The following is a 26,104-nucleotide window of genomic DNA, read 5'->3' as shown; positions in this document are numbered from 1 at the left end:
GGTTTCATTAAAAAAATAATGTAGATGACGTATTCAAAAATTATTTGTTTTTTGGTTGCATGGTTTACTTGTGCCGTGAATGCACTGCAATGGCAGTGGATACGCGATGGTGTTTGGTATATTGATACATCATCGGTTACGGAAAGTAATAAACAGCAGGCCCAAATTACATTAAGTTGGCAACCAGCCTGGGAAGCCTCTGCTCATGAGGAGCGTGTATTTTTACAAGATGCTGAAGGTAATCTGATTGATGAACTGGTGATTAACCCTGGTCAGTTTTCAGGAAAAAAAACGTGGTTATTAAAGCCGGATAAAGGCCATTATCGTCTTGAAGTGCCGGGCTATAGCTACCGACGCTATCGGCTTGAACATGCTTCAACCCTCAAAGTTGTTTATCAACCGGTTAAGCATCATTTTACAGCTGAAGTGCCAGCAAATGCTGTACTTTATTTTAGCGTGCCTGCTGAGCAAACGATCAATTTGGGGGGGAAATATCATGGTGGGGTAACAGCCTTTAAGGTCAACCCTGTGAACCAGTTAAATGCTGGGGTTCAACTTAAGCTATCAACGTTTGATATAAAAAACTACTGGCAGAATAATCTCATACCAATTGAGCAGTCGACTCAAAACCGGGTTTGGCGTTTAGCCTTTCAGGGAAAAGGTAAAGCGGCTTTTTGGCTCGACACGACGGATAACATTTTTGCATTAAGGCCCGAAGACTTATTTGTGCCGAAGCAGCTAGCAGGAAAGGGTAAAATTACCGTTGGCGTAAAGAAGTTAGGGCGGGTACCAATGGTGGGTACATCGCTACCATTTTTAGATCCTCCATCTCAGGCTTTGTCATTACTTAATGAAATGCAGGTTAAGTCAGCAACTTATTACACATATATTGATGTATTAAAAACAAAGCCATTAGCAGACCAGTCTTTCCGGCGTACTTATTTTCAACAGGGTATTACCAGTGATCTGACACTGCTTGCGGAAACAGGCCGTCGAGCGGTACTGATGGATAGTAAACAGATTACTGAAGTGCTGCGTTCTTATTTACCTAGTTGGCAGCAATATACCCAATCAGGTTTACATTATCTAGTATTAGCTGATGAGCCTAATCTTAATTATCCTTCTTTCACCGCTTTTGCTAATTATGCACAACAAGTGATTCATGGTTTAAAACAACTACCCGCAAATGTGCGTGAAAAGATTAACATTGCGATTCCCGCCAGTGCAGGCTGGCTAAATGGACCAAGCCGCAACCAAGCCAGCTCACGAAGAGGCATTAACTGGGCAAAACAGTTATTACCACTATTAGGAGATGATATACATGCGTTGACTTGGCATCGATGGCTGGTTAGAGATTTACGGGCGACACGAAGTTATCAACAAGCGGTGGCGGCGGCTGCTTCGTTAGTGGGGCGTAATGCTAAAGGAACTTTACAAAAACACTTGTTGATTGATCAAACTAATATTTCCAGCGGTTTGCATCTTAGCGTGTATGAGCAAGATACTTTTTTTGCAGCATTATGGTGGGCCTCCGTTGTAGCTAACGTGGCACAAAGTGGTGACTTAACCATGATAAACTGGTTCAAAACGGCAGATGATGGACCTTATCGAAAAGGACTTATGCGAAAGGATGCGGCAGGAAATTGGCATTTGAAGCCTGTTGGGCACGCTATGAAATTTATACAAGCTCATTTGCAAGGAGCGGTTTTAACTACGAAGACAAGCTTATTTGAGGTTGATGTGGTGGCATCGACGACAGAGAAAGTTATCCACATTCTCGGCGTCAATAAAGGTGATCGTCAACAAAGAGTGGATATGAGAATTGATTTACCGAAACTTTGGCAAAAGCAAAGCCTATCAGTATCTAAAACAGTTTTAGCCAGTGACTTACAACCTCAAGTTTCTCAGAAGCCGCATAAAGCAGGAAAGAAACTACATTTTAACTGGACGATTCCAAATAAAAGTATTTTTGCCATAGAAATCCGTCAGTAAGTTATGAGTAAAGACATTAATTGGTTGAAAAAAATTAAGCAAAATTGGCAAGCGCTCGGTTTATTAGGATTTATTCGTCGTATTTATCATAAATGGGTTTGGCAATCGGTAGAACTGGTCTGGTTGCGTCTTGATTTAACACAATCTCTTCCCTCGGCAACAGGACGCAACCGTTGGCAAATAAAATTTTTAACAGACACCGATTTACCGCACTGTAAACGATATTTTGAACAACATATTCCAGTTTATCAAAGGTTACTTCAACAAGGTTTACTTGGCACAATTGGTATAGTTGACAATGATGTTGTGGCTATTTTTTGGGTAAGCCCTAAAAGTTATTTCGACCATGATCAATATCACTGTGAGTTTATTGTAGAGGAGCAAGAATTTTATCAATTTGCTGGAGAAGTCGCTCAACCTTTACGTGGTAGTGGAATTGCTTTAGACGTTCAGCTTTATGCTTGGCACAATATGCAGCTACAGGGTTATCACTATTCTATTTGCACTATCGATAGTATTAACGTGCCGTCATTAAAACTACATTTTCATGTTGGGTTTGATGAGTGTGGAAAAATGACCAGGGTGCACCGTTACTTGGGGCGTTATTATTGGGTAAAACACGAGCGTTATAACGAACCAAAATTTAAAGCACTTGCTGACCGATATCGGCGAAAACGTTTAATTAAACCCCAGTAAGACTTTCCAGTTTCCCACCATTTTAGCCATTGACCTGCTGTGGTTTGATTATAAAGCCGCAAACGTGAATGCTGTTGTAGGTGAGAATGGCTTTCAAACAATAAATGCTGGGATTCCATACCGACCCGGGATGCGTCGACAAGTTGAATCCCCAGTGATGAGCCATGTTCTATAAGATAATACAATGTGCTGCGACCAGGGGCGAAGCGCCCAAACTCTGGAAGATAGGCAATGTTGTAATCAAAGTAACGGTGATTAAAAATAAAACCTAAACGATAAGCAATAACTTGTTCTTTTAAGCGTAACTCACTACAGATTACGTTTTCTGTATGGGCAAGCTGACAGATAGCTTGGCTGAGTGATGAGTTATTAAGAACGGTTAAACCATGTTGCCCCTTCCAACTTTGTTGCTCAATATTGGCATATTCTGTTATTAGAAGCTGCATTCCTGCCATATCTGGCTGTAGTAACCGGTATTGGAAATTTCCCTGTGCTGATAATTGTTTATTACGACGTTTGATTTCTCTACGAAATTTACTGGGTATTGAGTAGGTGGTCAGGTCAGTAACAGGCACTAGGCATCGAGGCTCGATACTGATATGAGGCAACTGAGCGGCATGTTGGACTGAAATCTCATGGTTATTTAAATCAAGCTCATTTAATTCCAATAGATCCCAATTTACATTTGTTAATTGATCAACATAAGAGATCATGTCTTCAACAACATTAGGGAGAGCATTGTTGTGGGGAACCACGACACGATCTGTATAAGGATATCCTAACCACTGTAAGCTATTAAAAGAAATTCCCCAACGATGAAGAGAGTGGAGGGCCAGCACTAAGCAGCCTAATAGCTCGTTCTCGGCCTTAGCCGTAACCAGTATCGGTTGCATATCTCTTTGATACAGCCAGGGTGTTAGCCATTGAGGTGAGTTAAAACAGTTAGAACGAGGAGTTTGATCCACCAAAGAAAGATACGCAGGAGACTGCAAAAATCGAGCTATTACGTCACGTTGTTGTTCAACTGCAAACTGCATAAACAAGGGTGCTTTTAAATTATAACCCATTCAGTATAGACAGTATGCCTGGTGACATAACTGATTCAGTTAACCGTTTATCTGAGTATTGGCGGTGATGTTATGACTACACCTATAATTTTAGGCAAAGTATGCGATTAAAAAGCAGTTTATCGCGTGAGACATTTTGGAGTTGTCTATGGTGAATATTCCGCTGTTCCCTTTACGGGCAGTGTTATTCCCAAAGTGTAAGATGCAGTTGCAGATCTTTGAGCCTCGCTACTTGGATATGATCAGTTATTGTATGAAACATGACCAAGGGTTTGGTGTTATTTTAGTGGCTGAGGGCAGTGAGTTTGATGTAAAGCATATTGAACAAGTCGGTACACTAGCCAAAATTATCGACTTTTTTCAGCTACCAAATGGTCTGCTGGGGATTACCATTACAGGAGAGGGTAAGTTTGCTGTCTTGGATCACTGGAAAAGTGAACAAGGCTTTTTAATGTCTGAATCCCAATTATTGCCAGAAGAGCCACATATCTCTGTGCCTGATGAGTGGTTTGGGCTGGTTGATTTGCTTAAAGCGCTTGTTCAGCACCCATTATTGCAAGACTTAGAGCTTGATGTGAACTATGGAGATGCCATGGTTGTAAGCAACCATTTGGCTGCCTACATGCCGTTCTCAGAAGAAAAGAAACAGTCCATGTTGGAAATATCTAACCCATTAAAGCGGCTGGAAAAGCTAAAAGGGCTGCTCAATGATATGCAACACTCTGCTTAAAAGCTTAATTCCTTCACCTAATTCTTTCCTTTAGCCAAAGTAAATACCCGTTAAATAACGGTATTCAGTTGAATATGGATATATAGGCCGCCCACCATTAACAATAAACCCAGTAGTATAAAGAGGCTGGTTGTGCTGTGAATCGGATTACGATCAAGAGGAGAGACTGCCACTCGACAGAGGCAACATAAAACCAGGCCAAGGAGTAAACCGGAGATGGCAGCACTAAAGCTGACTAAGTTGAGTGTGACTAAACTTAGTGTCACCAGTAAGCTGGGTAATAACCCAATATACAAAATCCACCATTGCTGTTTGGCGGGGCGCTCATAAGCAATAAGTGTTGCAATTTGGGCATAAAGCAAGCTGCTCAGTAATGTATGGTGGCTAATGATTTCAGTAGCATGGCTCTGGGTGAGGGAAAGCTGCATACCATGCTTCAGTAAAGGCCAAACACTGGCGGCGGCAACACTCACGAATAACACAAGGGCATGTCCTCGGTAGCGTTGATGCCACATCCAGCCAACCATCACGAGTGAGATAATACTGATATGCTGCCATTCAGAAAGCAGCCCTATGGCTTTAAATATGGGCTGTAATAAAGGATGCTCCAGGGGGTGAAGCGTTATGCTGACCCATTGATTAGCCGTACTCCAAGTACTATTAGGGATTAAGATAAATAGCAGTAGCCAGCAACTAAGGGACACTAATAATAACCAGCAGGGGTTAATGGGAAAGGCGAAGTGTACATGAGGCCGCCGTGATTTAAGGACTCGCCACCAAGCACGGTGACTATATCGCTCAGTAAGTGCCTGATAACGAGATTGACTGGGTAAATAGCACTGGCAAAGCTGATTGAGTAACCAGGTTAGAATGGCAACGCTAACGAAGCATCCCACAAGCCCCCAGAGCAGTCCACCAGGTACATCTATGGCCAGTTGAGTTGATGCCCCTACTAAGTAACCAGGTATGGTGTAGACTGGAGCCCAGGCCATAGCAGAGCAACAGTTGATGGCCAAAAAACGACCTGCAGGCATATCCAGCATTCCAGCAACCATAGGAATAACGGGTCTGATGGGACCTACAAATCGACCAATCGCGACACTCTTACCACCATGTTGCTTAAAAAAACGCTCACCATTTTCAAACCATGCTGGGTATTTTGAAAAAGGCCATATACTCTTTATTGTCTGGTGATAGTAACGCCCTAGATAATAACTAACACCATCTCCTAAAATAGCACCTGCACCAGCCCAGACAAAGGTTTCAGCCAATGATAAAGCGCCTGTTCCTGCGAGTACTGCAATACCAAACAGCAGGACAACACCCGGCACAATAATACCGACAATGGCTAATGATTCGATAAATGCCACCAGCAGAATACTGATACCTATCCATTGTGGGTGTTCATTAAGCCAATTTAGAATGGGTTGCACAGAAGATAGATCCATAGCACTTCCTATCGTGGGCGAAAAATGGTGCTTAGTTTACCCTAAATTGATTGTTATATACCCATAGCGAAGGAGATAGAATTTTGCGAGAGGCTTTTGGTTGCGTTAGAGTAGTTTGCGTGAGGATGATTCATTAAAAATTGTTTATAAAGGCTATAATTATACAACCATAGTCCTATATATGGTTAATTTAAGCGTGAGAAGGTCATATTTCTTAAGCTGCAGTAATACATCTCTGTGTATGTATGTACTGTATTGGTGAGCATAGAGGATCGATATCTATTGAGATAGTCTGTGAAGGGGATTGAAATGCTCAGGATGCAAGCATCAAATACAAAAGGTAATTGTCATGGATCTGACAACGTATTTTCTTAATAATAATCAAACCTTTATTCGTAAGTCACTCGCACGTAATCGTTTTTTTGTCATTTTAGAGCGGGGCGCTATTTCCCAAAAAGCATTAAGTCATGTATTAACACAGTTTCAATTTTGGTCAAATCAACGACATACTTGGTATGCTGTGGCTATAGCAAAAAGTGGATGTAAGGAAAATACATTAAGTCAGCCCACATTAAAGGCCTTAGTCAGTCAAATTCAGCATTTAATTTTTGGCTCTAAAAGTGACATAGCAGAGCAGTGCTTAAGTTATTTAAATATTTCAGCGCGTAAACAAGAGAGTGATAATGAAATTAGTTTTTCGACGTTGCGCTACTCTCGCTGGTTTATGCAGCACTTTGCTATTGAAAATCGAACCTTTCCTGAGGCTATTGCCTCTTTAGCTGTGCTTGAGTTAGCTGCAGTACATCGTGATCAACTGTTACTAAGTAATTTTCAGCAGCAATTTGGTTTAAGTATATCTTCTGAACATGCAGAGCATTATGAAAGTGACGGATATCATATCTTCGAAAAACTCATGGAGCCTTTGATTACACACTATCTTAACGAAGATAATCGACTGTCCTTGCTGGAGGAAATGCATGATAGTGTGATTGCACACTTAGCCTATTGGGATAATTTACTTGATGAGGCTGAGCGGAATACTAAGTATCACTATGGTTAGTATCGTTGTTTCAAGCGAATAGTTAGTATTAAACATACGCTGCCTTTTGATATGAGCATAGATGCCTGTTTGGCATCTATAACCTTCATGAATCATTTTTATGTGCGCTATCCATAGCGCTCACCCTAACGGGCCAGCGAAACGTGTTGCTTTTGTATAAGTTAGATAATTCTCTAATTTTTAGTGTGATAAGTATCAGTTATTAGTAATAAACAGTTTGGATTTAAGTGAGATCTGCTTAAAATTATCCCCAACAAATAATTTATACTCTCACTGTTTACCTTTAGCAAAGAATGAGATGTACCATGCTAATATCTTCTGCTGATACCAATGAAAAAGAACAAGTCATAGCAACAACGAATGTGGTAAAGCCCTCCATTGAAAATCGAAATAATAAAACAGCTGAGAAGTTTGAATTTTACCTAGAGGGTGAAGAGTCCAGTCAACCTGAAGAGAACAAAAGAGAAGTAAGATATATCAGTTCTTTGGATGGCGCACCTTTAAATGAGTACGAAATCGAGTGTATACGTGCTATGCGAACAATTTCCCCTAGAGACCGGATTTTGTTTATGGCTCAGCTTTTTCAAAAGTCAGAGTAATATTGTATTCAGTGTGAAGAAGGTCGATGTAAAAAGGGTATGCAAAAACTTTGCATACCCTTTTTTTGTTGTGACTATATATTTATAGCATTAATAAGAGGCTTTTAACGTTACACCGGAGTAGTTAGTGTAGCCTCTGAGCATAATATAGTATTTTCCTTCTTTAGGTGCATTTACAGTACAAGTTTCATTATTGCCATAGCGATAGGGACGGCATTCAAACTTAGATGTTGTTGGCTTCGAACCAAAGTTAACATACAAGTCTGCATCTCCAGATCCACCACTTATAACAACATTTAAGGGACCAGCACCACTTGGTACTTTAATGAAATAGTGTTTTTCCTTACCCTGTGAGTCGGAAAGACTACTTACAGGCTTGCCATTTTCAAGTTCACCATCGCCTGGCCCTGGCCCAGGTCCGGTATCACAGGCAGTCACGCCTACTGTGCTGAATGCAGTTACTACATCCTGTTCACTATACTTTAAGTCTTGGGCTGCTTTTCTAACACCACAGGCGGCATCATTGTAGTCTGAGTTGGCATTCCACTTTGTTTGGTTAGCAAGCACAAAGACATCAAATGCTTTCTTTGTACCCCAACCATTTGTGTTAGCGAGTAAGTAAAAAGCGCGATTAAACACACCTGAGCTATAGTGGACGTCGAGACCACTATAGTAGTCACTGGCATGATCTATTGAGCGACCATCTTTTGAGGGCTTTTCAAAATAGCGGAGAGCACCTGAGCTTTTGAAAATATCTTGGCCCACTAACCAGTCATTACTACCCTTCATAAAGAATTCTGCTGCTTCACCGGCAATATCAGAAAATGACTCGTTAATACCGCCAGGCTGGTTACGATAAACCAAACCGGAGTTTTGCTCAGTGAAACCATGACTGACTTCATGAGCGACAACATCTAAGCTAACCAGTGGGTAAAATGTATTGCGTCCGTCACCGAACGTCATTTGCTGACCATCCCAAAACGCGTTTTCATAGTTATTGCCGTAATGAACACGCATGGTTAGTTTGAAAGTTAGTGGTGCAGTATTATACCAGTCTTTAAACATATCAAAGACAACATTACCAAAATAGTGCGCATCATTTAAGGGAGAGTAGGCTCCATTGATTTCTTTATGGGTATTTTCGGGGCAGGTAAATTGGTGAACTTTACCACCACTATACTGGTGATTTAAGTCGATTGTTTTAACATTGGGACTATCCATTTGGCAGTTGTTATTTACAATCAATGAGCCATAGTCCTTACCATAATAGTATTTCCCTGTTTTTTGGTTGCCTCCAGGTCCTTCTGCATCACGGTGGTTAATACCTTCCCATTGGTCGAGAATAGCGCCACTTTCAGCATCAATAAAAAAGAATGGGCGACTGACATTTTCACCATCAATAACATAAGACACTAAGTAAACCAGTCTGGCTTTACCTTCTTGATCTTGCTTAATAAAAAGTTTGGCTTGCTCGTTCCGCGTATCATTGGCGATAAGTGAAGACTGTTTAGCGTACTCAATGGCATCTGTTTTTGACAATAAGGGCGTGGTATTCACAATATCGGCTGCAATATTATTTAACATTGTGCCTGAAGTGTTGCTGTATATACCCATAGTTGAACGGTTAGCACTGACAGATACGCCCCAAATAGGAACATTATTATAATGCTGAACCAGCTTTTGTATTATTTCTCCATTAGGAAGTTGTATGGATTTTACGACTTTAAACTGTGATCCAGAGTTTGTGGAAGAAAGGCTGGAAAGTGTGTTTGCAGTATTCAGGTTAAGGCTATCTGCATCAACTTGTACAAGGTCTGCGGCTAATACGGAGAGAGAACTCATTGCAACGATATTAGAAATAACAAATGCCAGCGGCTTTAAATAAGTTCTTTTCATCTTCTATCCCTGTTTTATGATGGTGTTATCCCTACTAATTGGTACTAGGGCAATATTTTGTTTGTGATAGATTTTATAAGACCTGTGGTTTGAGAATATCCACTAGGCCACTCATTTCCATAAAAACTTCTCGGCTTCAATTGTTAAGGTTATTCCTAATAAACTATTGGCTAGGTTTATCGTTGGAATAAGATTGAGGGAGGCTCAATCCACTTATACTGTAGTAGAAAAGTGGGTTAATGTTTACCTGACTTCTAATTTTTTTTGTGGTTATGGGTTATGAAAATAAATAGTCATATCGAAAAGTATGGGGTTTTTAATAAAATAAGTATTATAACTGCTTGTTTTTAAAGGCTAAAATTGTGTGAATGTGATGTTTTAGAAATATTTCTAATAGTCTGAAGGAATATTTTTGTTATTTTTTTATGCAAAAAAGTTTTGGTTTTTGATGAAAAATAAAGAAATGAATTACTAAATTGTATAACAAAGTAACAAATTATTAGAAAATGTTTGAGTTTAGGTTGCTATTATAGACTATTTCTCGAAAGAGTGTGATTTTTTGGTGCAATTTTTTTGTGCGTAGTTATTGGGCATAGTTATTGGGCTGGCTATTTAGGTGCATTTAAAACTGTGAACTGGTTCGATTATGGAGAATATGAATGTTATCAATTAAATTTTAAATGTGTGTTTAGCTTGTAGTATGTGATTGCTTTAGAATATAGCCGTTGTAGACATTTATTGAGATGCCTGAATAATTGGGTGGATTGGATTTAAGAGAAAGGTCGATTGGATTTAACAGTATGGCGACAATCATGACGCATGTGGCAGTTCCACTCGTTTTACGTATGGGGTTTGGCAAAGCAAAAGTATCTAATCGGTTAGTGATCCTAGCATGTATAGCTGCGATTTTACCTGATGTGGATGTCATTGCATTTAAACTGGGAATTCCTTACGCATCAGCATTTGGACATAGAGGATTTAGTCACTCACTTTTAGCTGCAGTAATTGTAGGGTTACTTGCGAGTATTTGCTATAAACCATTAAAAAGTGATCCAAAGTGGGCTTTTTTTATTGTGTCTTTATCGATGGCATCTCATGGGATTTTGGATAGTTTGACTAACGGGGGGTTAGGGATTGCTTTTTTATGGCCAGAATCAAACCATCGATATTTCCTGCCCTGGCGTCCGATAGAAGTATCTCCTATAGGTATTAACAACTTTTTTACAGCTCGAGGTCTGCAAGTTATTTTATCGGAGATTGTATGGGTGTGGTTTCCTTGTTTAATGATAGGTATCATCACGCTAACATTAAGAAAAACATTAAATAGAAGAGTAATAGATAACGTATAAATTGATGTATTCTCTTATTAGTGCAGAGCACTAGCCTGTGGCTCTGCATAATTTAAGCGTGATGGGAGGATATATTGGTGCAATCTCTATCCATCACATTCTGTCTTAATCGGTAACAGCCCTCTTTTCCTATACAAAATAAGCTAATCCCGCCCATTAAATGAGAATGATTCTTGTTATCTTTGATGTTTTGGCTTACACTAACCGCCCTTCATTAATCATCTCAAGGATTTGGTATGAAACGGATTGTCGTATTTATAGGGTTGCTGTGTTGCGTTGGAGCTACATATGCCAGGGATGCAATTAAAGTACTTGATATTGGTGTCATGGGATTAGCTTCACATGACTTATTTCAGTGGAATGGAAGAACGCAACAAAATGTAGAAAATGGCAGGTTAGATCTTAGTACTATATTTGATTACCAGGATGGACAACGTATTGCACAGGGAGGTAACCCCAAAAATATTTCTAATGCTCCGGTATATACTATCACTCAGACATTAGTCAGCTTTTATAATGGTAAAAAACAGTCCTTATTATTATCCGGTCATTTCAGCGACGAGCAGGCTCATTCTATAGCGCGTAAGGAAACAGTGAAGTTTTTTATCGGTATGGTTAAAACATCTTATCCTCGATTCACTGGAAAAGAATTTCCAACAATGGCGCAAAATGGTCAGGTTACAAATGAAGAACAAGCAGTAATGCGAGCTTTGCATGATGTATTGCCTGGTACCATTGAAGTTATAAGAGGTTTTGATAGCCAACCATTTTCAGTAACAGATTATAAGTATGCCATGACATTCTTATCTTCTGCTGAATTAAGTCAGCCAATTAAAATGTATGATGGAAAATATGATACAGCATACTTAAATGTTCTTATTCCTAGCAGGGGTGGCTTACAAAAAATTAACTTAAAAGAGCAAGACCAAGCGTTTATTGAAACACATACTGATTATAAGTTAGAGCAGATGCTTGATGAATTAAAACGGTATGGTCAGCAGCAAAGTCACCAGCAGTACCTACCAAGCTTAATTGATGCAACAAGCTTCGGTTATCATCTACAAGCCCTGTTTAGTAAAGGGTTATGTAAATACAATACAGACGGTTCGACCAATGAGTGGATGTTAGATGTAGTCGAATGTAATTGATCGTATAGAATGTAATTGGTTGTATAAATAGTGCTTAGGGATGAAAAGCTTTAAATATAGAAGCTTTTCATCCTTAAAGTAACTCTGAAAATGAATTATTAATGGGTTGTTTTATAGCCTCTTAAGTAACTTATTAAGTATCTTACTCATGGTAATGTACCCCTCCCAAAAAATCCCTTTGACTCGCATGTTGCTGTAACTTTATTACTCTGCCTTTTGGAACTAGTTGGTCACTTTTGAAAAAAAAAATAATGCTTCGCTGTGACTGCGCTATAACTATATATAGCTTGGATGAACATAAAGGCTTTCAAAACAAAAAGAAAAGGTGAAGCAAGGATGGTATTTAAGCTCAAGTATGTTGGGTTGTTGTTTATAGGGATTGTTGTGTTACCTATTTATGCAAACAGTTTTGTCGATAAGGTCGTAGGGGTTGATGGTATATCGATTGGAGGAGGGCCTGAATCAAACTCTGAAGCGGATATGCAAAGTTATCGCTTATCTGTACTATGGGATTGGCATCAAGACTGGTTAAAAAGTAGCAACTGGCTGCTATCAGGTTATTTTGATCTAAGTTTTTTTTATTGGGAAAATGAACTCAATCATCAAGATGGCCTCTCTTCAACTAGTCGTGGTTCAACAGCAGGTATTTCGTTTAGTCCCGTATTTCGCATTAAACCAAAAAAACCCTTTGGCGATTGGTTTTCTCCATACTTTGAGGTTGGTATTGGCGTGTCCTATGTTGATCATGATGAAATCGTCGCGAAGGGTAACTCTCCTGTGGATTTAGGAACGAACTTTCAGCTGGAAGATCGAGTGGGGGTTGGACTACTCTTTGGGCAACAGCAAACTGTTGAATTTGGTTATCGTTATCTTCATTACTCAAATGGTGGTGTGAATGGTGATAATGATGGAATAGATTTCCAACAGTTGCATTTAACAGTATGGTTTTAATTATTGGTGCTTAATTTGGTCGTGTTTGTCTCAAGACTGCTTATGAGTCATGAGACTGTTTTAGTAAATTCTGTCGTACAAGCATGAGGGCAAAACCGAGTAGGTTTTCACCTTTCCATTTGGCGGGATTGGTCGCATCAGCGTGATCAGCGGCTAAACCAATACCCCAAATCCGGTCGACCGGGCTTGCTTCAACAAGAACACGTTGCTGGGTACCTAATAAATAGTTCTGTAGTGTCGGGTTTTGGCTGAATTTTGCTAAATTTCCCTTTACGACAATATCAAAACGATTTGCGCACCAAACTCTTTCATCAAAGCCAATAATTTCGCGTCCTAAGCGTTTTGCTTCACTTGGGTGGCTTGCGGTGAGAATTTTTTTATACAGCCTTTGGTCATTAAATAACTTGGCTTTTTCTGCCATCATATAGTGCTCTGCTGTGTGGTAGAGCACACCATCAATACTAAAGGATGCCTGGTACCACTGACTAAGGCAGCTCTTATTGACCCCAGAATCTGGTTTTTGATGTCCCCAAAAAAATAAATATTTAATATTAGCGCCTGCCTCGACAGCAGTAATGAGATTATTGATCGTTATGATTTTGTCTGGATGAGCTTTTGATTTCATAGGCTGTATCTGGTTACTACAAAAATGCTTACAGTGTTGTTTGTTTTATCAGGCTATTATTGCGGTCTGTGCTGATATCTTTGTCATGTGCCAGTGAGTATAACATATACTCAACACGAATCATTTTATACGCAAGATTGGTCAATACCCATTACGAACGTAGCTATCGTAATAACATTCTGTATCTTGCTGTATGTTTAGTTTGTTTAGGGAGGTTATCTTCATGTTAAGGTGGTTCGAATTTAGCCGTACCAGAATTAAGGAAATGGATGTTGAACAGTTTTCTAGTGAAGAGCTGTTAACAAAAGCTTGTTGGATTGATGCACAGGAACCTGAGGAGCAGGAGCGTTTACAGCTTGAACAGTTATTACGTACAGAGTTACCGGAGTCGGATGAGGTTGAAGAAATTGAAGCATCTGCGCGCTATTTCGTTGATGCGGCTGGTATCCATGTTCACTCATTATTTTTAACACAGACTGAGGGGCGCCATAAGACCGCTGCTGTAGCGTTTATATTACAGGCTAACCGTTTGATCACTGTGCGAGATGAAGAACTTGCAGATTTTCGTTTGTTTCGTATGCGTGCTCGTCGTACTCCAGTTGAGGAAGAATCTCATCAGTCAGTAATGATTTCGTTATTTGAGCAAAAAGTAGAGCACTTGGCTGATGCGTTGGAAGATATTCACAATGACTTGGAAGCAGTTAGTCATTTAGTGCTGGAAGACAATGATGCTGACCTTGAAGATGCGATTGATAAGTTAGCCAAGTTAGAAGACAGTAATGGTAAAATACGCTTATGTCTGATGGATACACAGCGTTCGATTTCATTTTTACAGCGTCACTTACGTCAATACCCTGAATTGCAGCAACGTTGCTGGGAAATAATGCATGACGTCGAAACCTTGATGTCTCATACATCTTTTTTATTTGATAAAATAAATTTTTTAATGGACTCTACACAAGGGTTTATTAATATCGAACAAAACCAGATTATTAAAACATTTTCTATCGCTGCAGTCGTATTTTTACCCCCAACGATGATTGCCAGTATTTACGGTATGAACTTTGAATATATGCCTGAACTCAAGTGGTTATTGGGGTATCCTTGGGCAATAGGGTTAATGATTCTTTCTGGTATTGCACCTTATTGGTACTTTAAACGGAAGGGGTGGCTGTAGCGGTTAGTGTTCCATGCTTTGTGCATGGGCCACTCGTATTGCAGGAATGAGTATATTGATTTGTAAGTTTATTGCTTTTGCCACGACATAATAACTTCTGGAAAACCTGTATGAGTATCTGTTTGCTCATATGAGTACTGAAAGTGACTGTGAGTATAAAAAGCAATACTTTTGAGATTATCCTTATATACCGCTAACTGTAAACTGTTACGCAGTGATTTTGCTCTATCAAGTAGCTTAGTTCCAAACCCGTTTCCTTGGTGCTTTGGTGAAACAAACAGGGCTGCCAAAGTATTTTCATATAGGGAGATGAAGCCAACAGTTTCATCTGCTGAGGTATAGATGTAAGTTTCAGATTGCGGAATATATATGTCACGCATATCACTCATTTTGGATTCCCAAAAAGAGCGATCAATAAAACTATGGGATTCGATAGATGCATCAAGCCAGATATTGAGTATCGAATCAATATCTGATGATTTATAGGGCTTAATCATAGTTATTTTATTTCACAGGTTGTACCCAACAGTACGAAGGGTTTTAAAGTACTAATCAATGTAGGAATTTTTTAGCGTATCTAAGTTACAGTCGACAATAGATGTTAAATATTGTGTAATTTTATCTGCAGGCCAGTTCCACCACGCAATTTTTAGCAGCTGGTCAATGGTTGTCTGATCAAAACGGTATTTGACTATTTGTGCAGGATTTCCTCCAACAATACAGTAGTCAGGCACATTTTTGGTGACAACTGACTTACTCGCAATGATGGCACCATTACCAATCGTGACGCCAGGCATGATTGTAGAGTCATAGCCAATCCATACGTCATTGCCGATTATAGTATCACCTTTAAACGGCAGTTCTCCAGGTCTAGGCATCACCTTTTCCCAGCCTTGTCCAAAAATTTGGAAAGGGTAGGTAGAGAATCCTGATATCTTATGATTTGCGCCATTCATGATGAACTTAACATCTTTTGCGATAGCACAGAATTTACCAATGATTAATTTATCGCCTATAAAAGGAAAATGGTATAGAACATTATTTTCAAATCGCTCTGGACCTTCTGGATCATCATAATAGGTATAATCGCCGACAATAATATTTTCTCGACTAATAAAATTTTTCAGAAAACCGACTTGGGGGAATCCCTTCATTGGCTCTTTATCGTCTGGGTTTGGTCCTACCAAAACTGTCTCCTATAGTATTTGTTTCTTGTTCTTATACTGGGTTCTTTAGCTATTAGCAAGTTACTTTATATCCATAATAGAGGCTGTTGGATGCTCCAACATAAACTGTGTTAGAAGTATGCGTTCCGAACAGGTATGGCATTATATCATCTGGTTGACTGCTAGAATAAAAAGCATGGGTATTTTGAATCATGATTATCTTATGAGGAAAGGACATGCTTTAATGAATGCTAATAGCATCTTGTTATACTTCATGCTATCAAGTATCTCTTTGATGATAGAGAAAGCTTATGGTGAAGTTAAAGATGATTCAATAATAGCGGTAGCGTCTATTTTTCCACCTTTTCAATATTTGGATAAGGGTAATCTTAAAGGTATTTCAATAGATGTTATAGAGGCTGTTTCTCAAGCAACAGGCCTGGTGATTGAATATAGAGTAATTCCTTGGAAACGGGCTTATAAGTACACACTTTCCAAACCAAATACCTTCATTATGGCGATATCGAGGATACCTGAACGAGAGCCATTTTTTAAATGGGTTGGACCTCTTTATAACACACAAATAAAGCTTTATCGGCTTGCTAGTAGAGATGATATTTTAATAGAAGATTTATCAGATGCAAAACAATTCAGGATAGGCACTGTAAGAGGCTACGCATCAGAAAGTTACTTGCTTTCTAGAGATTTTAAGTTGAATGTTCAAATATTCAGTGATGCTACTACAGAGTATAATGTTAAAAAACTATTAATGGGTAGAATTGACCTTTTAGTTTCAACTGATTTGACGCTTTCGTACTTGGTTAAGATTGAAAACATAGATGTTAACTTAATAACTGACGCTTTTAAGCTTGGTGATCCTATTAAAGATTACTTTGGGTTTAATTTAAATACATCAGACAAAGTAATAACAACTTTTCAAAGTGCTTTTAATGAGCTAGTGAAAAGTGGGGGGTATAAAAAAATTGTTGATAGATATTTGCTAGAGTTTTAATGGCTTTGAGCTTGGTTAAACAACACTTTTACAAAGTTATGTTTTGCAAAAGTGTTGTGGATAATTATATTGTAACTGCTTATGTTTATTCCGTAAGAGCACTTAATAGGCGGTTTTTCCTTGAATGTGAGGGAGGAGAATGATGTAGTGTATAGCAAATAAATGACACAAAAGATGTAAAGATTATTGCTGCAGAAACAATATTTACGGAGGTGTAGCCTAGCCCTGTAATACCTGAAAGAATAATTAAAAATTGACTTAATACCTCAGACTTCCAGGTAATCTTCACGCCATCAAATACAATGCCGTTGTAGTGGCATAACCAAAAGAACAGACAAGATAGCGCCGTAGTTTGTAACCAAGGTAAGTCGTAAAAGTTCCACATTAAGTATGTAAATACAACTAAAATGACTATAAATCGAAGTATACAGGATAGCTTCATTGTTGCAGTAAGCGGTGAGTTTTTAGGTTTAAAATATTTACAAGGTATATCCGCTATTTTACCAAGACATTCTGTTTTAGTGAGTCCAGCGGGTAGCCAGCCAGGGGAATAAAAAATTGACTTTAGCTTATCAATTAATGTTTTACTGTGTGTAAATTTTTTAATAATAACCTTTAAGTATTGAATATTAATCATCAAAGGGCTAAAGCTTTGAATTGACTCGCGAACGCCATAGGTAACAGGAACGCTCTCTGACTCTGTTTGATATGTGCCAAAGAGTCTATCCCAAATGATAAAAATACCGCCAAAGTTTTTATCAATATATTTGGTATTTCTTGCATGGTGTACTCTATGTAGAGAGGGGGTATTGAATACTTTATCCAGACGAGGCGTATGTTTTAGTTTTTTATGATGAATTAAAAATGCCCACGTCATTTGGGTGTAGCTTACCGCTAAGAAGACTTCAATAGATATTCCTGCTAGTGCCATGGGGATAAATGTTAACCACATGGTAACTTCCATAAAGTAGCTATTACGTATAGAAACTCCAAAGTTAAAGTTTTCAGCAGTATGGTGAACAATGTGATCTACCCAAAAAATGCCAATAGCATGGTGAACTCGGTGATTCCAATAAAAGCAGAAATCATAAAAAATAAAGGCGATCAACCAGGTAGTAACTGATGTTTGATCTAATGTAAACAGAGAAAAGTTGCTATATAAATAATTATACATAGCAATAATGCCCGCAACGAGAATAAAGGTGAAACCTAAATTTCCCAAAGCAATAGTTGCGTTGGTTAAGGTATCATTTACCCTATAGCCACGTGTACTCCGAACAAAATCGATTAGAGCGAAAATAAACAATGGTCCAAGATACAGCGGTAGTGTAAATAAGAGCTGCTCACTAAAATCCGTACTCATAGTAATTGCTTCCATTCATTATTTGCCCGTTGCGAAGTACTTGTATACCCATTCACGAATGATTTCTAGGTTTTGTTATCTTCACTCCTCACCTCAATCACCTATTAATATAGGCTCATGGGGCTTCGTCACTCGATGGCCGCACCTAAAAAACATTCGTATTGGGTATATATACGCAATCTTTAGTGCTTACTCTATCTAGGTATACCCTTCACGAATCATTGTTATAGTGAAACAATGCCAGCGAGTCAGGAATAAACTACCAGCTTTTGTTTCAGTGATTGATGGGTCGTCATGGATATTTAGCAGAGTAGGTAAGCACTAAATACTTCGCTCTGGGTATTGATTAATAGACCCAAGGGATTAGGCACTTGACATTCTTCTTATACTCTAACCAGTCATTGCCATAACGCTTTTCTGCCATCTCTTCACTTTTAGGAATCGCATCACTTAGATATTGCATTAAGTTAGCTAGTGGTGCGACCACTCCCCACCAGTTGCCAGCCAACAAGCCAAAGCTGACGAAAATTAAAAAGTCGCCAAAGTAGTTTGGATGACGTGAATAGCGCCAGAATCCAATATTAATGATCTTGCCTTTATTATTAGGGTTCTGTTTGAACTTTCGCTTCTGATAGTCACTGCCAAAGTGCCAGATGCTACCAATGATATAAACGATAATTGCTGTATATTCCAGGTAGGTGAAAGGTCCCTGCATATCAGCTGCCCAGTAAAAGGGTAAGCAGTAGATCCAACCAAAAACATTAACAAGTACGATGGAAAGTAACGCAAACTGCTTGGGTGGAACAATTTCATTTAATTTAGCAGCAGCCGTATTTTCATACCAAACAGTTAATACGATATTCATTCGTATCAGGTAAATAATAACAAAGCTCATAATTAAAACTTTGTGAGCTAAGTCACCTTGGCCAAAGTAGCAGTATACCAGTGACACTGGAAGTAGGGTATTAAATCCCCAAATAAAGGCCATATGCATGTCTTTTGATTTGCTTGCACTTATAAAAACGCAAACAGATAAAGCAGCGATGACCACTGCTTGGGTGATCCACAGTTCCATTCGTGGCTCCTTTTCCTTAAATGATTACCTTTCTAGTAAAACAAAAGCTCTTTGTTAAAAAGAGGTGTGTTTTATCGTATACAGCTATCTGCTGACAGGGGTTTGACTAACAAGTTAGTTATACCCTTCGTTATAGGTATAATTATGATGTCAGCATGAGGTGAGTTAGCAATATACGCATTGTTACAGCCATAAAAATACAATCTCACAATAACACTACACTCTTTTTTATAACAAATAAAACAGTTTTTATTGATATAATTGATGTCATTTTATATACATAAAAACGTAATAAAAGTATTAAAGGTATCCTTTATACAGGGTAAAAAATAATGCGTAGCTTTGACGAATAAAAGTTAACAGACCCTAGCCAGGTTGGCCATCTGCTCTGGGTTTAATAAGCATAGGTCCAAATACAATGGCAAAAAGTGTGAAGCTAATCATCCAAAATATTCCTGCGAGCAGGACTAGTGACTGTAACTGAGTAGGAAATAGAATGACACCAACAGTGCGGATAAAAACTGCGGCGATTAATGAAACAAAAGCAGGCCAAAAGCAAGGGCCTTGATAAATATTGCGACCAGTATGTCCCATAGATACTCGTGGAATCATGGCGAGTATCATGCCACCCAATCCACCGATAGCGAAAATGTGGAGCATGGTATGCTGAATCCAGGGGTTATGAGTCAGTCCACTTACTAGCAAGCCTAAAGGAATACATAAATAAAACAGGTGGAGAGACCATAGCAGTGGCTCTTTAAAGGTACGGTAGCCTAACCATCTTATCATACGAATTAGTTGAGATAAGCCAGCGATTAATAGAAGTGACTTGTAAAAGAGTTGGTTTAAATTAGGAAAGAAACATAATACAAGGAGACAAAGCAGTGACAAGTTGGCAATTAATTCTAACCACAGAATAGGCTGAGGTTTATCACAGTTAAGTTTTCGTGCAGTAAAGAAAGGTACGACACGACCAGCCATAATCGATATAAGTAAAATAAACCACCATAAAACAGCCTGCCATATAGCAAGCACTGGAATATCCCAGATCCTCAGTACACTGGCATAACTGGCAAGATTTGCCAGTATGGCAATAAACAGCATGGGTAAAAAAAGTAAATTTTGCCAACGTTTGGCATTAACGACACGATACCCAACTTCCCAACAGGCAAAGGTAATAAACAGCGTTTCCAGTACAGCCACTACCCATAAGGGAACAGGCAGCCAAAATAAAAGACGAGGTATTAACCAAAGAGTAATGATTAATAAAAGCCTTTTTTCTTTGGTTCCTTGAATTCCTGTCCAGTTTTGAACAGCAGTGAGTAAAAAACCGACAACAATGGCCATTGCAAAACCAAAAAACATTTCATGGGCATGCCACCATAAAGCAGGTGCAGTTAACCAGGTTGGCTGGCCATATCGAAACGACCAAAGCCAAATACCTAGAGCTATAACCGCATACAGTGCGCCAAACAGAAAAAAAGGCCGAAAACCTAAGCGAAGAAGTGGGTGAATACGAGCTTCGTATTGGCGGTCAATAATATTAATCATGGAACCCTTAATACTTGATCTTGATATTTACAGTTAAGCTCGTGTAGTCAATTATCATGCCAATAGTTTGTTGGGGGTAAACGAAAAAATGAAGCTGGATAAAACCAGGTGAAATGCTGTATAGCCCATTTATTATAGATGCAGTGTTGGCTTTTGATTCGATTGTTTGTTGTAATTAATACAACAGTTGAATGCCTTAACGACAAAAGTCACTTTTCTTATGCAAAATGCTCTTGCCCAAGCGCTGCTGCAAATCGCGCTAGATCTCAATATACATCTCCCTGAGGGACACCATTATCAGCGGCTGATTCATGCGCTTAATGAAGTATTACCTTGTGATGCCAGTGTGCTGTTTATTCTTGATGAACAAGGACTATTGCATCCCGTTGCTACAGATGGACTCACGGAAGATGTGCTGGGACGCCGCTTTTCCCCTGCTGCACACCCTCGGTTAAAAGCCATAATGGAAAGCCGTAAACCTGTTCGTTTTACTGCAAACTGTGGGCTACCTGACCCTTTTGATGGCTTATTTAAAAAAGACCCAGACTGCTCTGCAGAAGTTCATGCCTGTATGGGCTGTTCCTTGTATGTAGAAGAAAAGCAGGTTGGCATTATCACGCTTGATGCGATTGATGTAGGGGCTTTTGATCAAGTGGAGGATGTTACAGTAGAAACATTTGCGGCATTAGCCGCCGCAACTATTCGCAATGTCAGGCTAATGTATGCATTAAAAAAGGCGAATTTACATCAGCAGAGTGTTAACAAACTCTTGATTGAAGAAGCACGGAATAAAGGTGGGGAGCTTGTAGGTATAAGCCCTCAAATACAGCGCCTTAGAGATAATATCCAACTTGTCGCCCAGTCAAATTTTGTAGTGCTTATACAGGGTGAAACAGGCACAGGTAAAGAACTTGTGGCTCATGCAGTACATGCAGGATCAACGCGAGCGGATAAACCGATGGTTTATGTTAACTGTGCAGCGTTGCCAGAATCGATTGCTGAAAGCGAGTTGTTTGGTCATGTGAAAGGTGCTTTTACAGGAGCTGCAAGTCATCGTGCAGGGAAGTTTGAGCTGGCAGATGGTGGCACAATTTTTCTGGATGAAGTGGGTGAATTACCTTTATCACTACAAGCCAAACTGTTGCGTGTTATTCAGCAGGGGGAAGTGCAAAGGGTTGGAGCTGATCGGAATCGTTTAGTTGATGTACGAGTAATCGCTGCCACGAACCGTCAACTTGAGCAGGAAGTGATGGAAGGCCGCTTTCGATCCGACTTGTTTCACCGCTTACATGTCTTCCCAATTTGGGTGCCGAGTCTTCGGGAGCGGGATGGTGATATTCCTGTATTAGCGGGTTATATTCTCGATAAGGTACGGCAACAATTTAAGCTTGATCGTCTTCATATTCATCCCCAAGCACTTAATCATTTAGAGGACTATAGCTGGCCAGGTAACGTTCGGGAGCTTGAGCATACTTTAATGCGTGCAGGTTTGAGGGTGATTCAGCGAGGCCAGGCATTAATCATGGTTAAAGATTTGGGGCTTGAGTTGAACGGTGGTCATGATGATGAACAAGTAACGGTGAGTTTGCCTGCCAGCTCAGTTGCTATGCGTGATGCGGTTGAGGATTACCAACGGGCTTTAATTAGACATGCTTTAGAAAAGACTAATGGGGTTTGGAATCAAGCAGCTGCTTTTCTACAAATGGATCGAGGGAATTTTCATAAGCTGGGCAAAAAACTTGGATTAAAGTAAAGCTAACGGTTGTATTAATGACAGCATCTCTGTTGTGCTAATGACAACGAACCTGTTGTTAATAATACATCAGCTATGGTTTTGATTTTGACTGCATTTACTTAACACGCTGTTTTATAAAGACTTTATTTTTTTATGGCTTAAAATATGGTTGGCACAACTTCTGCTAAAGCTGTTGGTTAATATTATTGATTGATCACTAGCTTAATCAGGAGCTTGAAATGTTTTGTATCCAATGCGAACAAACCATTCAAACACCCGTCAGTAAGGGTTGTTCATTTGCCCAGGGCATGTGTGGAAAAACAGCAGAGGTTTCTGACCTGCAAGATGTTCTAGTCTATTGCTTGCAAGGTGTATCATACTGGGCTGAATTGGCGCGAGGCTTGGGTATTATTAAGCCTGACATTGATACCTGGGTGCCAAAAGCATTTTTTTCAACGCTGACGAATGTCAACTTTGACCCTATTCGAATAGTACAGTATGCACTGCAGGCTCAGACATTCAGACACGAGTTACAAACCCTCGTTGCCGCACAAGGAAAGTCTATTGCCAATTTGCCTTTGGTAGCCACTTTTGCATTGCCTCTTTCAACAAATGATCCTGAACAGCTTGCTGCAGAAATAGCAGCTTTAGCGCCTGAAGTTGCAGTAAACCGTGGGCAGGGTGATGTCAGTGATGATGTGATTGGACTTCGGCTGTTGTGTTTATATGGATTGAAGGGCGCAGCTGCTTATATGGAACATGCGCGGGTTTTAGGACAGACGGATCAGGATATTGCGGGCGCATTTCACTCTATTTTTGCATGGCTAGGTAGTGATCCCACCGACCAGAACGCTTTATTTGAAGCGGCAATGAGAATAGGTCGTCTTAACTACAAAATTATGGCATTACTCGATCACGGTGAAACAGAAACCTATGGCCACCCAGAGCCAACACAAGTTAACGTCAAGCCTGTTCAAGGTAAGTGTATTCTTGTATCTGGCCACGACCTTTGTGATTTGGAACTGATTCTTCAGCAAACAGAAGGGACTGGTATTAACGTTTATACTCACGGTGAAATGTTACCAGCTCATGCCTACCCCGAACTAAAAAAATATGCTCACTTAGTTGGTAATTACGGAAGTGCCTGGCAAAATCAGCAGCAGGAGTTTGCTCATTTTCCTGGTGCAATAGTAATGACATCGAACTGTTTATTAAATCCAAATGTAGGACAATATGCAGGACGTATCTTTACTCGGAGTATTGTTGGTTGGCCAGGTGTAAAGCATATTGAAGGAGAAAATTTTGCTGAAGTAATTACTTGTGCGCAAGCGCAGCCAGGTTTTACCAGTACCGAAATTGAGCAGCGTATAACCATTGGCTTTGGACGTAATGCTTTAATGACAGCAGCGCCAGCAGTCATTGATCAAGTAAAAGCAGGCAATATACGACACTTTTTCCTAGTGGGTGGGTGTGATGGCAGTCGTGCTGAGCGTAGTTATTTTAAAGATTTTGCAACCCAAACACCGGAAGACACACTGGTTTTAACCCTTGCCTGTGGTAAATATCGTTTCAATAAAGAGCCTTTTGGTGACATAAATGGTATACCACGGTTGTTGGATATTGGTCAGTGTAATGATGCCTATTCAGCAATACAGTTGGCATTAGCATTAGCTGAAGCATTTGAGTGTGATATTAATGAATTACCTTTGACATTAGTATTATCTTGGTTTGAACAAAAGGCCATTGTTATTTTACTTACTTTACTTGCTTTAGGGGTGCGAGGTATTTATACGGGACCAACCGCTCCTGCATTTCTAACAGATAATTTAATTAAAGCTTTGCAGGATAAGTTTGATCTACGCATGATTAGCTCTGTGACGGAAGATATGCAGGCAGTTTTGCAAGAAAGCGCAGCGTAAATGATAAAAATGACCCTAGGGCCTGTTAACACTATTTGAATCACCACTGCCGTAGACTATTTTTCCACCTGGCAAGGCACAAGGAATGCCGTGTAGTCATTCTACATAAGTGACTTGTAACGCTGCTAGGTGGAAAAATAATCACGGCCCGAAGGGTTATGATGGTAAAAGCACTACTCGTTGTTGCTCATTGTTCATTTAGAACCACTAAACTTCACGCTTCGCGCCTAGATTAGTGCTTTTACCCCCATAACAGTGATATTAAAATAGTGTTAACAGGCCCTAATCAAACCCTAAAAATGAAGGTTATAGTTTTGAATTTTTTGATGTGTTCTCCATTAAAAATGCGTGAGTTGATGTTTTCTCAACTTTACTAGGTTAGGGTCTCTTGCCGGTTATTTGGATAAAAGTCATGAGTAATATGTTAGTGTCAGATGATGTATGGCATTCTGAACATTCACCATTAATTCTAAAAAAACGTTGGCTGGAAACAGAAGATACTGCGAGCTTTTTGTTTGCTGGACAAAATCGAGCGCAGTTTGATTTTAAAGCGGGTCAGTTTGTTAATGTAAGTGTAGAGATTAATGGAAAAAAAGAATATAGGGCGTACTCTATTAGCTCAATACCTGGCAATAAATACCTGCAATTAACTATTAAACGAGTTGTTGGTGGCAAGGTATCAAACTGGCTTATTGATAACTTACAGCCTGGTGATCAGTTAAATGCTATTGGTATTGCTGGACAGTTTAATTTAAATGACTGCCAGTATGGTCAGCGTATTTTACTGTTAAGTGCTGGTTGTGGTATTACTCCTGTGATGTCTATGGCGCGTACATTGTTAAGTGCGAATTCAGACATTGATATTGATTTTTTACATTGTGCTCGGGATCATAATAACATTATTTACCATAATGAAATTAAAGCACTAGATAAAAAATATAAAAACTTTAGGTGTCAATTTTTATTAGAAAATACACTTGATGAAAATGAGAAAGAACCTGAGCAGCTAATAGGGCGAATCAACAAAGAAAAACTTGATTTACTATGTACAGACTGGCAGCAAAGAACGATATTTCTTTGTGGACCAACAGCTTTTATGGAAGCAGTAAATGCTGTTGCACAACAAGCTAATTTTAATATGTCTCACTTCCACCAAGAAAGCTTTATTGCTAATACGTTAACTGATTTACAGGCGCCTTCAGTCGAAGGAACTACTGAAAAAGATGTTGTTTCGGTTGTTCTTCCTTCTTTTAACTATAAAGCAGAAGTAGCACAAGGTTCAACACTGCTTGATGCGTTAGAGCAAGGAGGGATTCCCATTATCGCTGCCTGTCGCCAAGGTATATGTGGTTCGTGCAAATGTAAAGTTACCCAAGGTCAGGTTGACTCATTGCCGGCTGATGTACTTACAGAAGCTGAGCGCAATCAGGGGTGGGTATTGGCTTGTTCGAGCACAGTTGAAGGTGATATTGAGGTTAGTTTATCCTAAAGAGATTAAATTTTTTAATTATAATTTACTACCGTATAAAAGCGGTAGTAAATTAC

22 protein-coding genes are annotated in these 26,104 nt (G+C 39.4%); 13 read left to right on the top strand and 9 right to left on the bottom strand.

What is annotated here, in order from left to right; genetic code table 11:
* Positions 1 to 24: 24 nt before the first annotated feature.
* Together KHS79_RS18585 and KHS79_RS18580 are read left to right on the top strand one after the other, a co-directional pair.
* Positions 25 to 1,992 (top strand): hypothetical protein, encoded by a 1,968-nt coding sequence (locus tag KHS79_RS18585; protein ID WP_212720990.1) that lies wholly within the window; start codon positions 25 to 27, stop codon positions 1,990 to 1,992.
* Positions 1,993 to 1,995: 3 nt separating this feature from the next.
* Positions 1,996 to 2,688, top strand: coding sequence for a GNAT family N-acetyltransferase (locus KHS79_RS18580; protein ID WP_212720988.1), 693 nt, complete (start codon positions 1,996 to 1,998; stop codon positions 2,686 to 2,688).
* Here the strand turns inward: KHS79_RS18580 and KHS79_RS18575 are convergent.
* On the bottom strand, positions 2,619 to 3,725 hold the full coding sequence (locus tag KHS79_RS18575; RefSeq protein WP_165773509.1) for a GNAT family N-acetyltransferase: 1,107 nt from the start codon (positions 3,723 to 3,725) through the stop codon (positions 2,619 to 2,621). The genes KHS79_RS18580 and KHS79_RS18575 overlap by 70 nt on opposite strands.
* A 178-nt stretch (positions 3,726 to 3,903) precedes the next feature.
* On the opposite strand from KHS79_RS18575, the gene KHS79_RS18570 reads away from it, so the two are divergent.
* On the top strand, positions 3,904 to 4,485 hold the full coding sequence (locus KHS79_RS18570; protein WP_084611252.1) for an LON peptidase substrate-binding domain-containing protein: 582 nt from the start codon (positions 3,904 to 3,906) through the stop codon (positions 4,483 to 4,485).
* 50 nt (positions 4,486 to 4,535) lie between these two features.
* On the opposite strand, the gene KHS79_RS18565 is transcribed toward KHS79_RS18570, so the two are convergent.
* Positions 4,536 to 5,933 carry a DedA family protein gene (locus KHS79_RS18565; RefSeq protein ID WP_212720986.1) on the bottom strand — a complete coding sequence of 466 codons (1,398 nt, stop codon included), beginning with the start codon at positions 5,931 to 5,933 and terminating at the stop codon, positions 4,536 to 4,538.
* A 349-nt stretch (positions 5,934 to 6,282) separates the two neighbouring features.
* On the opposite strand from KHS79_RS18565, the gene KHS79_RS18560 reads away from it, so the two are divergent.
* Positions 6,283 to 6,993, top strand: coding sequence for a hypothetical protein (locus tag KHS79_RS18560; RefSeq protein WP_212720983.1), 711 nt, complete (start codon positions 6,283 to 6,285; stop codon positions 6,991 to 6,993).
* Between the two features lie 305 nt (positions 6,994 to 7,298).
* Positions 7,299 to 7,592 (top strand): hypothetical protein, encoded by a 294-nt coding sequence (locus KHS79_RS18555; protein WP_212720981.1) that lies wholly within the window; start codon positions 7,299 to 7,301, stop codon positions 7,590 to 7,592.
* 90 nt (positions 7,593 to 7,682) lie between these two features.
* Here the strand turns inward: KHS79_RS18555 and KHS79_RS18550 are convergent, their stop codons facing one another.
* On the bottom strand, positions 7,683 to 9,488 hold the full coding sequence (locus tag KHS79_RS18550) for a M4 family metallopeptidase (RefSeq protein ID WP_212720979.1): 1,806 nt from the start codon (positions 9,486 to 9,488) through the stop codon (positions 7,683 to 7,685).
* Between the two features lie 812 nt (positions 9,489 to 10,300).
* Here KHS79_RS18550 and KHS79_RS18545 point away from each other — a divergent pair.
* From KHS79_RS18545 to KHS79_RS18535, 3 genes are all read left to right on the top strand, one after another.
* Complete coding sequence (locus tag KHS79_RS18545) at positions 10,301 to 10,837, top strand: metal-dependent hydrolase (RefSeq protein WP_212720977.1); 537 nt, start codon at positions 10,301 to 10,303, stop codon at positions 10,835 to 10,837.
* 236 nt (positions 10,838 to 11,073) lie between these two features.
* Positions 11,074 to 11,985, top strand: coding sequence for a hypothetical protein (locus KHS79_RS18540; RefSeq protein WP_027708659.1), 912 nt, complete (start codon positions 11,074 to 11,076; stop codon positions 11,983 to 11,985).
* Between the two features lie 336 nt (positions 11,986 to 12,321).
* Positions 12,322 to 12,936: an acyloxyacyl hydrolase gene (locus KHS79_RS18535; protein ID WP_212720973.1), complete on the top strand. Its 615-nt coding sequence runs from the start codon at positions 12,322 to 12,324 to the stop codon at positions 12,934 to 12,936.
* Between the two features lie 40 nt (positions 12,937 to 12,976).
* Here the strand turns inward: KHS79_RS18535 and KHS79_RS18530 are convergent, their stop codons facing one another.
* Positions 12,977 to 13,561, bottom strand: a complete 585-nt coding sequence (locus tag KHS79_RS18530) for an NADAR family protein (protein WP_212720970.1) — start codon at positions 13,559 to 13,561, stop codon at positions 12,977 to 12,979.
* A 223-nt stretch (positions 13,562 to 13,784) separates the two neighbouring features.
* Here KHS79_RS18530 and corA point away from each other — a divergent pair, with 223 nt between their 5' ends.
* A complete protein-coding gene (corA, locus tag KHS79_RS18525) occupies positions 13,785 to 14,738 on the top strand; it encodes a magnesium/cobalt transporter CorA (RefSeq protein WP_027710231.1) in 954 nt (317 codons plus the stop codon).
* Positions 14,739 to 14,806: 68 nt separating this feature from the next.
* Here corA and KHS79_RS18520 read toward each other — a convergent pair whose 3' ends face one another.
* Together KHS79_RS18520 and KHS79_RS18515 are read right to left on the bottom strand one after the other, a co-directional pair.
* Positions 14,807 to 15,235, bottom strand: coding sequence for a GNAT family N-acetyltransferase (locus KHS79_RS18520; RefSeq protein WP_212720969.1), 429 nt, complete (start codon positions 15,233 to 15,235; stop codon positions 14,807 to 14,809).
* A gap of 51 nt (positions 15,236 to 15,286) precedes the next feature.
* Positions 15,287 to 15,925: a Vat family streptogramin A O-acetyltransferase gene (locus KHS79_RS18515; RefSeq protein WP_212720967.1), complete on the bottom strand. Its 639-nt coding sequence runs from the start codon at positions 15,923 to 15,925 to the stop codon at positions 15,287 to 15,289.
* A 118-nt stretch (positions 15,926 to 16,043) separates the two neighbouring features.
* Between KHS79_RS18515 and KHS79_RS18510 the strand changes: the two genes are divergently transcribed.
* Positions 16,044 to 16,916 carry a substrate-binding periplasmic protein gene (locus KHS79_RS18510; protein WP_212720966.1) on the top strand — a complete coding sequence of 291 codons (873 nt, stop codon included), beginning with the start codon at positions 16,044 to 16,046 and terminating at the stop codon, positions 16,914 to 16,916.
* Between the two features lie 85 nt (positions 16,917 to 17,001).
* On the opposite strand, the gene KHS79_RS18505 is transcribed toward KHS79_RS18510, so the two are convergent.
* The 3 genes from KHS79_RS18505 to KHS79_RS18495 form a co-directional block, all read right to left on the bottom strand.
* Positions 17,002 to 18,279, bottom strand: coding sequence for a sterol desaturase family protein (locus KHS79_RS18505; RefSeq protein WP_212720964.1), 1,278 nt, complete (start codon positions 18,277 to 18,279; stop codon positions 17,002 to 17,004).
* A gap of 346 nt (positions 18,280 to 18,625) precedes the next feature.
* A complete protein-coding gene (locus tag KHS79_RS18500) occupies positions 18,626 to 19,354 on the bottom strand; it encodes a DUF1295 domain-containing protein (RefSeq protein WP_212720961.1) in 729 nt (242 codons plus the stop codon).
* 366 nt (positions 19,355 to 19,720) lie between these two features.
* Positions 19,721 to 20,905, bottom strand: a complete 1,185-nt coding sequence (locus KHS79_RS18495) for an NnrS family protein (protein WP_212720959.1) — start codon at positions 20,903 to 20,905, stop codon at positions 19,721 to 19,723.
* A gap of 220 nt (positions 20,906 to 21,125) precedes the next feature.
* Between KHS79_RS18495 and norR the strand changes: the two genes are divergently transcribed.
* The 3 genes from norR to KHS79_RS18480 all read left to right on the top strand — a co-directional run bounded on the left by norR (position 21,126) and on the right by KHS79_RS18480 (position 26,048).
* Positions 21,126 to 22,658 carry a nitric oxide reductase transcriptional regulator NorR gene (gene norR, locus KHS79_RS18490; protein WP_212720957.1) on the top strand — a complete coding sequence of 511 codons (1,533 nt, stop codon included), beginning with the start codon at positions 21,126 to 21,128 and terminating at the stop codon, positions 22,656 to 22,658.
* Between the two features lie 221 nt (positions 22,659 to 22,879).
* Positions 22,880 to 24,559: a hydroxylamine reductase gene (gene hcp, locus KHS79_RS18485; protein WP_212720955.1), complete on the top strand. Its 1,680-nt coding sequence runs from the start codon at positions 22,880 to 22,882 to the stop codon at positions 24,557 to 24,559.
* Positions 24,560 to 24,971: 412 nt separating this feature from the next.
* Entirely contained in the window at positions 24,972 to 26,048 is a 1,077-nt protein-coding gene (locus tag KHS79_RS18480) for a hybrid-cluster NAD(P)-dependent oxidoreductase (RefSeq protein ID WP_212720953.1), read from the top strand.
* Positions 26,049 to 26,104 lie beyond the last annotated feature (56 nt).

The organism is Zooshikella ganghwensis (assembly GCF_018263875.1).
GTDB lineage: Bacteria > Pseudomonadota > Gammaproteobacteria > Pseudomonadales > Zooshikellaceae > Zooshikella > Zooshikella ganghwensis.
The sequence above is the reverse complement of the archived record's forward strand: the minus strand, read 5'-3'. Positions and strand labels throughout refer to the sequence as shown.

What these genes read in the sequence shown, in the direction of transcription:
- KHS79_RS18585 (WP_212720990.1), top strand. Translation starts at nt 25, where the DNA reads ATGACGTATTCAAAAATTATTTGTTTTTTGGTTGCATGGTTTACTTGT.
- KHS79_RS18580 (WP_212720988.1), top strand. Translation starts at nt 1,996, where the DNA reads ATGAGTAAAGACATTAATTGGTTGAAAAAAATTAAGCAAAATTGGCAA.
- KHS79_RS18575 (WP_165773509.1), bottom strand. Translation starts at nt 3,725, where the DNA reads ATGCAGTTTGCAGTTGAACAACAACGTGACGTAATAGCTCGATTTTTG.
- KHS79_RS18570 (WP_084611252.1), top strand. Translation starts at nt 3,904, where the DNA reads ATGGTGAATATTCCGCTGTTCCCTTTACGGGCAGTGTTATTCCCAAAG.
- KHS79_RS18565 (WP_212720986.1), bottom strand. Translation starts at nt 5,933, where the DNA reads ATGGATCTATCTTCTGTGCAACCCATTCTAAATTGGCTTAATGAACAC.
- KHS79_RS18560 (WP_212720983.1), top strand. Translation starts at nt 6,283, where the DNA reads ATGGATCTGACAACGTATTTTCTTAATAATAATCAAACCTTTATTCGT.
- KHS79_RS18555 (WP_212720981.1), top strand. Translation starts at nt 7,299, where the DNA reads ATGCTAATATCTTCTGCTGATACCAATGAAAAAGAACAAGTCATAGCA.
- KHS79_RS18550 (WP_212720979.1), bottom strand. Translation starts at nt 9,488, where the DNA reads ATGAAAAGAACTTATTTAAAGCCGCTGGCATTTGTTATTTCTAATATC.
- KHS79_RS18545 (WP_212720977.1), top strand. Translation starts at nt 10,301, where the DNA reads ATGACGCATGTGGCAGTTCCACTCGTTTTACGTATGGGGTTTGGCAAA.
- KHS79_RS18540 (WP_027708659.1), top strand. Translation starts at nt 11,074, where the DNA reads ATGAAACGGATTGTCGTATTTATAGGGTTGCTGTGTTGCGTTGGAGCT.
- KHS79_RS18535 (WP_212720973.1), top strand. Translation starts at nt 12,322, where the DNA reads ATGGTATTTAAGCTCAAGTATGTTGGGTTGTTGTTTATAGGGATTGTT.
- KHS79_RS18530 (WP_212720970.1), bottom strand. Translation starts at nt 13,561, where the DNA reads ATGAAATCAAAAGCTCATCCAGACAAAATCATAACGATCAATAATCTC.
- corA (WP_027710231.1), top strand. Translation starts at nt 13,785, where the DNA reads ATGTTAAGGTGGTTCGAATTTAGCCGTACCAGAATTAAGGAAATGGAT.
- KHS79_RS18520 (WP_212720969.1), bottom strand. Translation starts at nt 15,235, where the DNA reads ATGATTAAGCCCTATAAATCATCAGATATTGATTCGATACTCAATATC.
- KHS79_RS18510 (WP_212720966.1), top strand. Translation starts at nt 16,044, where the DNA reads ATGCGTTCCGAACAGGTATGGCATTATATCATCTGGTTGACTGCTAGA.
- KHS79_RS18505 (WP_212720964.1), bottom strand. Translation starts at nt 18,279, where the DNA reads ATGAGTACGGATTTTAGTGAGCAGCTCTTATTTACACTACCGCTGTAT.
- KHS79_RS18500 (WP_212720961.1), bottom strand. Translation starts at nt 19,354, where the DNA reads ATGGAACTGTGGATCACCCAAGCAGTGGTCATCGCTGCTTTATCTGTT.
- KHS79_RS18495 (WP_212720959.1), bottom strand. Translation starts at nt 20,905, where the DNA reads ATGATTAATATTATTGACCGCCAATACGAAGCTCGTATTCACCCACTT.
- norR (WP_212720957.1), top strand. Translation starts at nt 21,126, where the DNA reads ATGCAAAATGCTCTTGCCCAAGCGCTGCTGCAAATCGCGCTAGATCTC.
- hcp (WP_212720955.1), top strand. Translation starts at nt 22,880, where the DNA reads ATGTTTTGTATCCAATGCGAACAAACCATTCAAACACCCGTCAGTAAG.
- KHS79_RS18480 (WP_212720953.1), top strand. Translation starts at nt 24,972, where the DNA reads ATGAGTAATATGTTAGTGTCAGATGATGTATGGCATTCTGAACATTCA.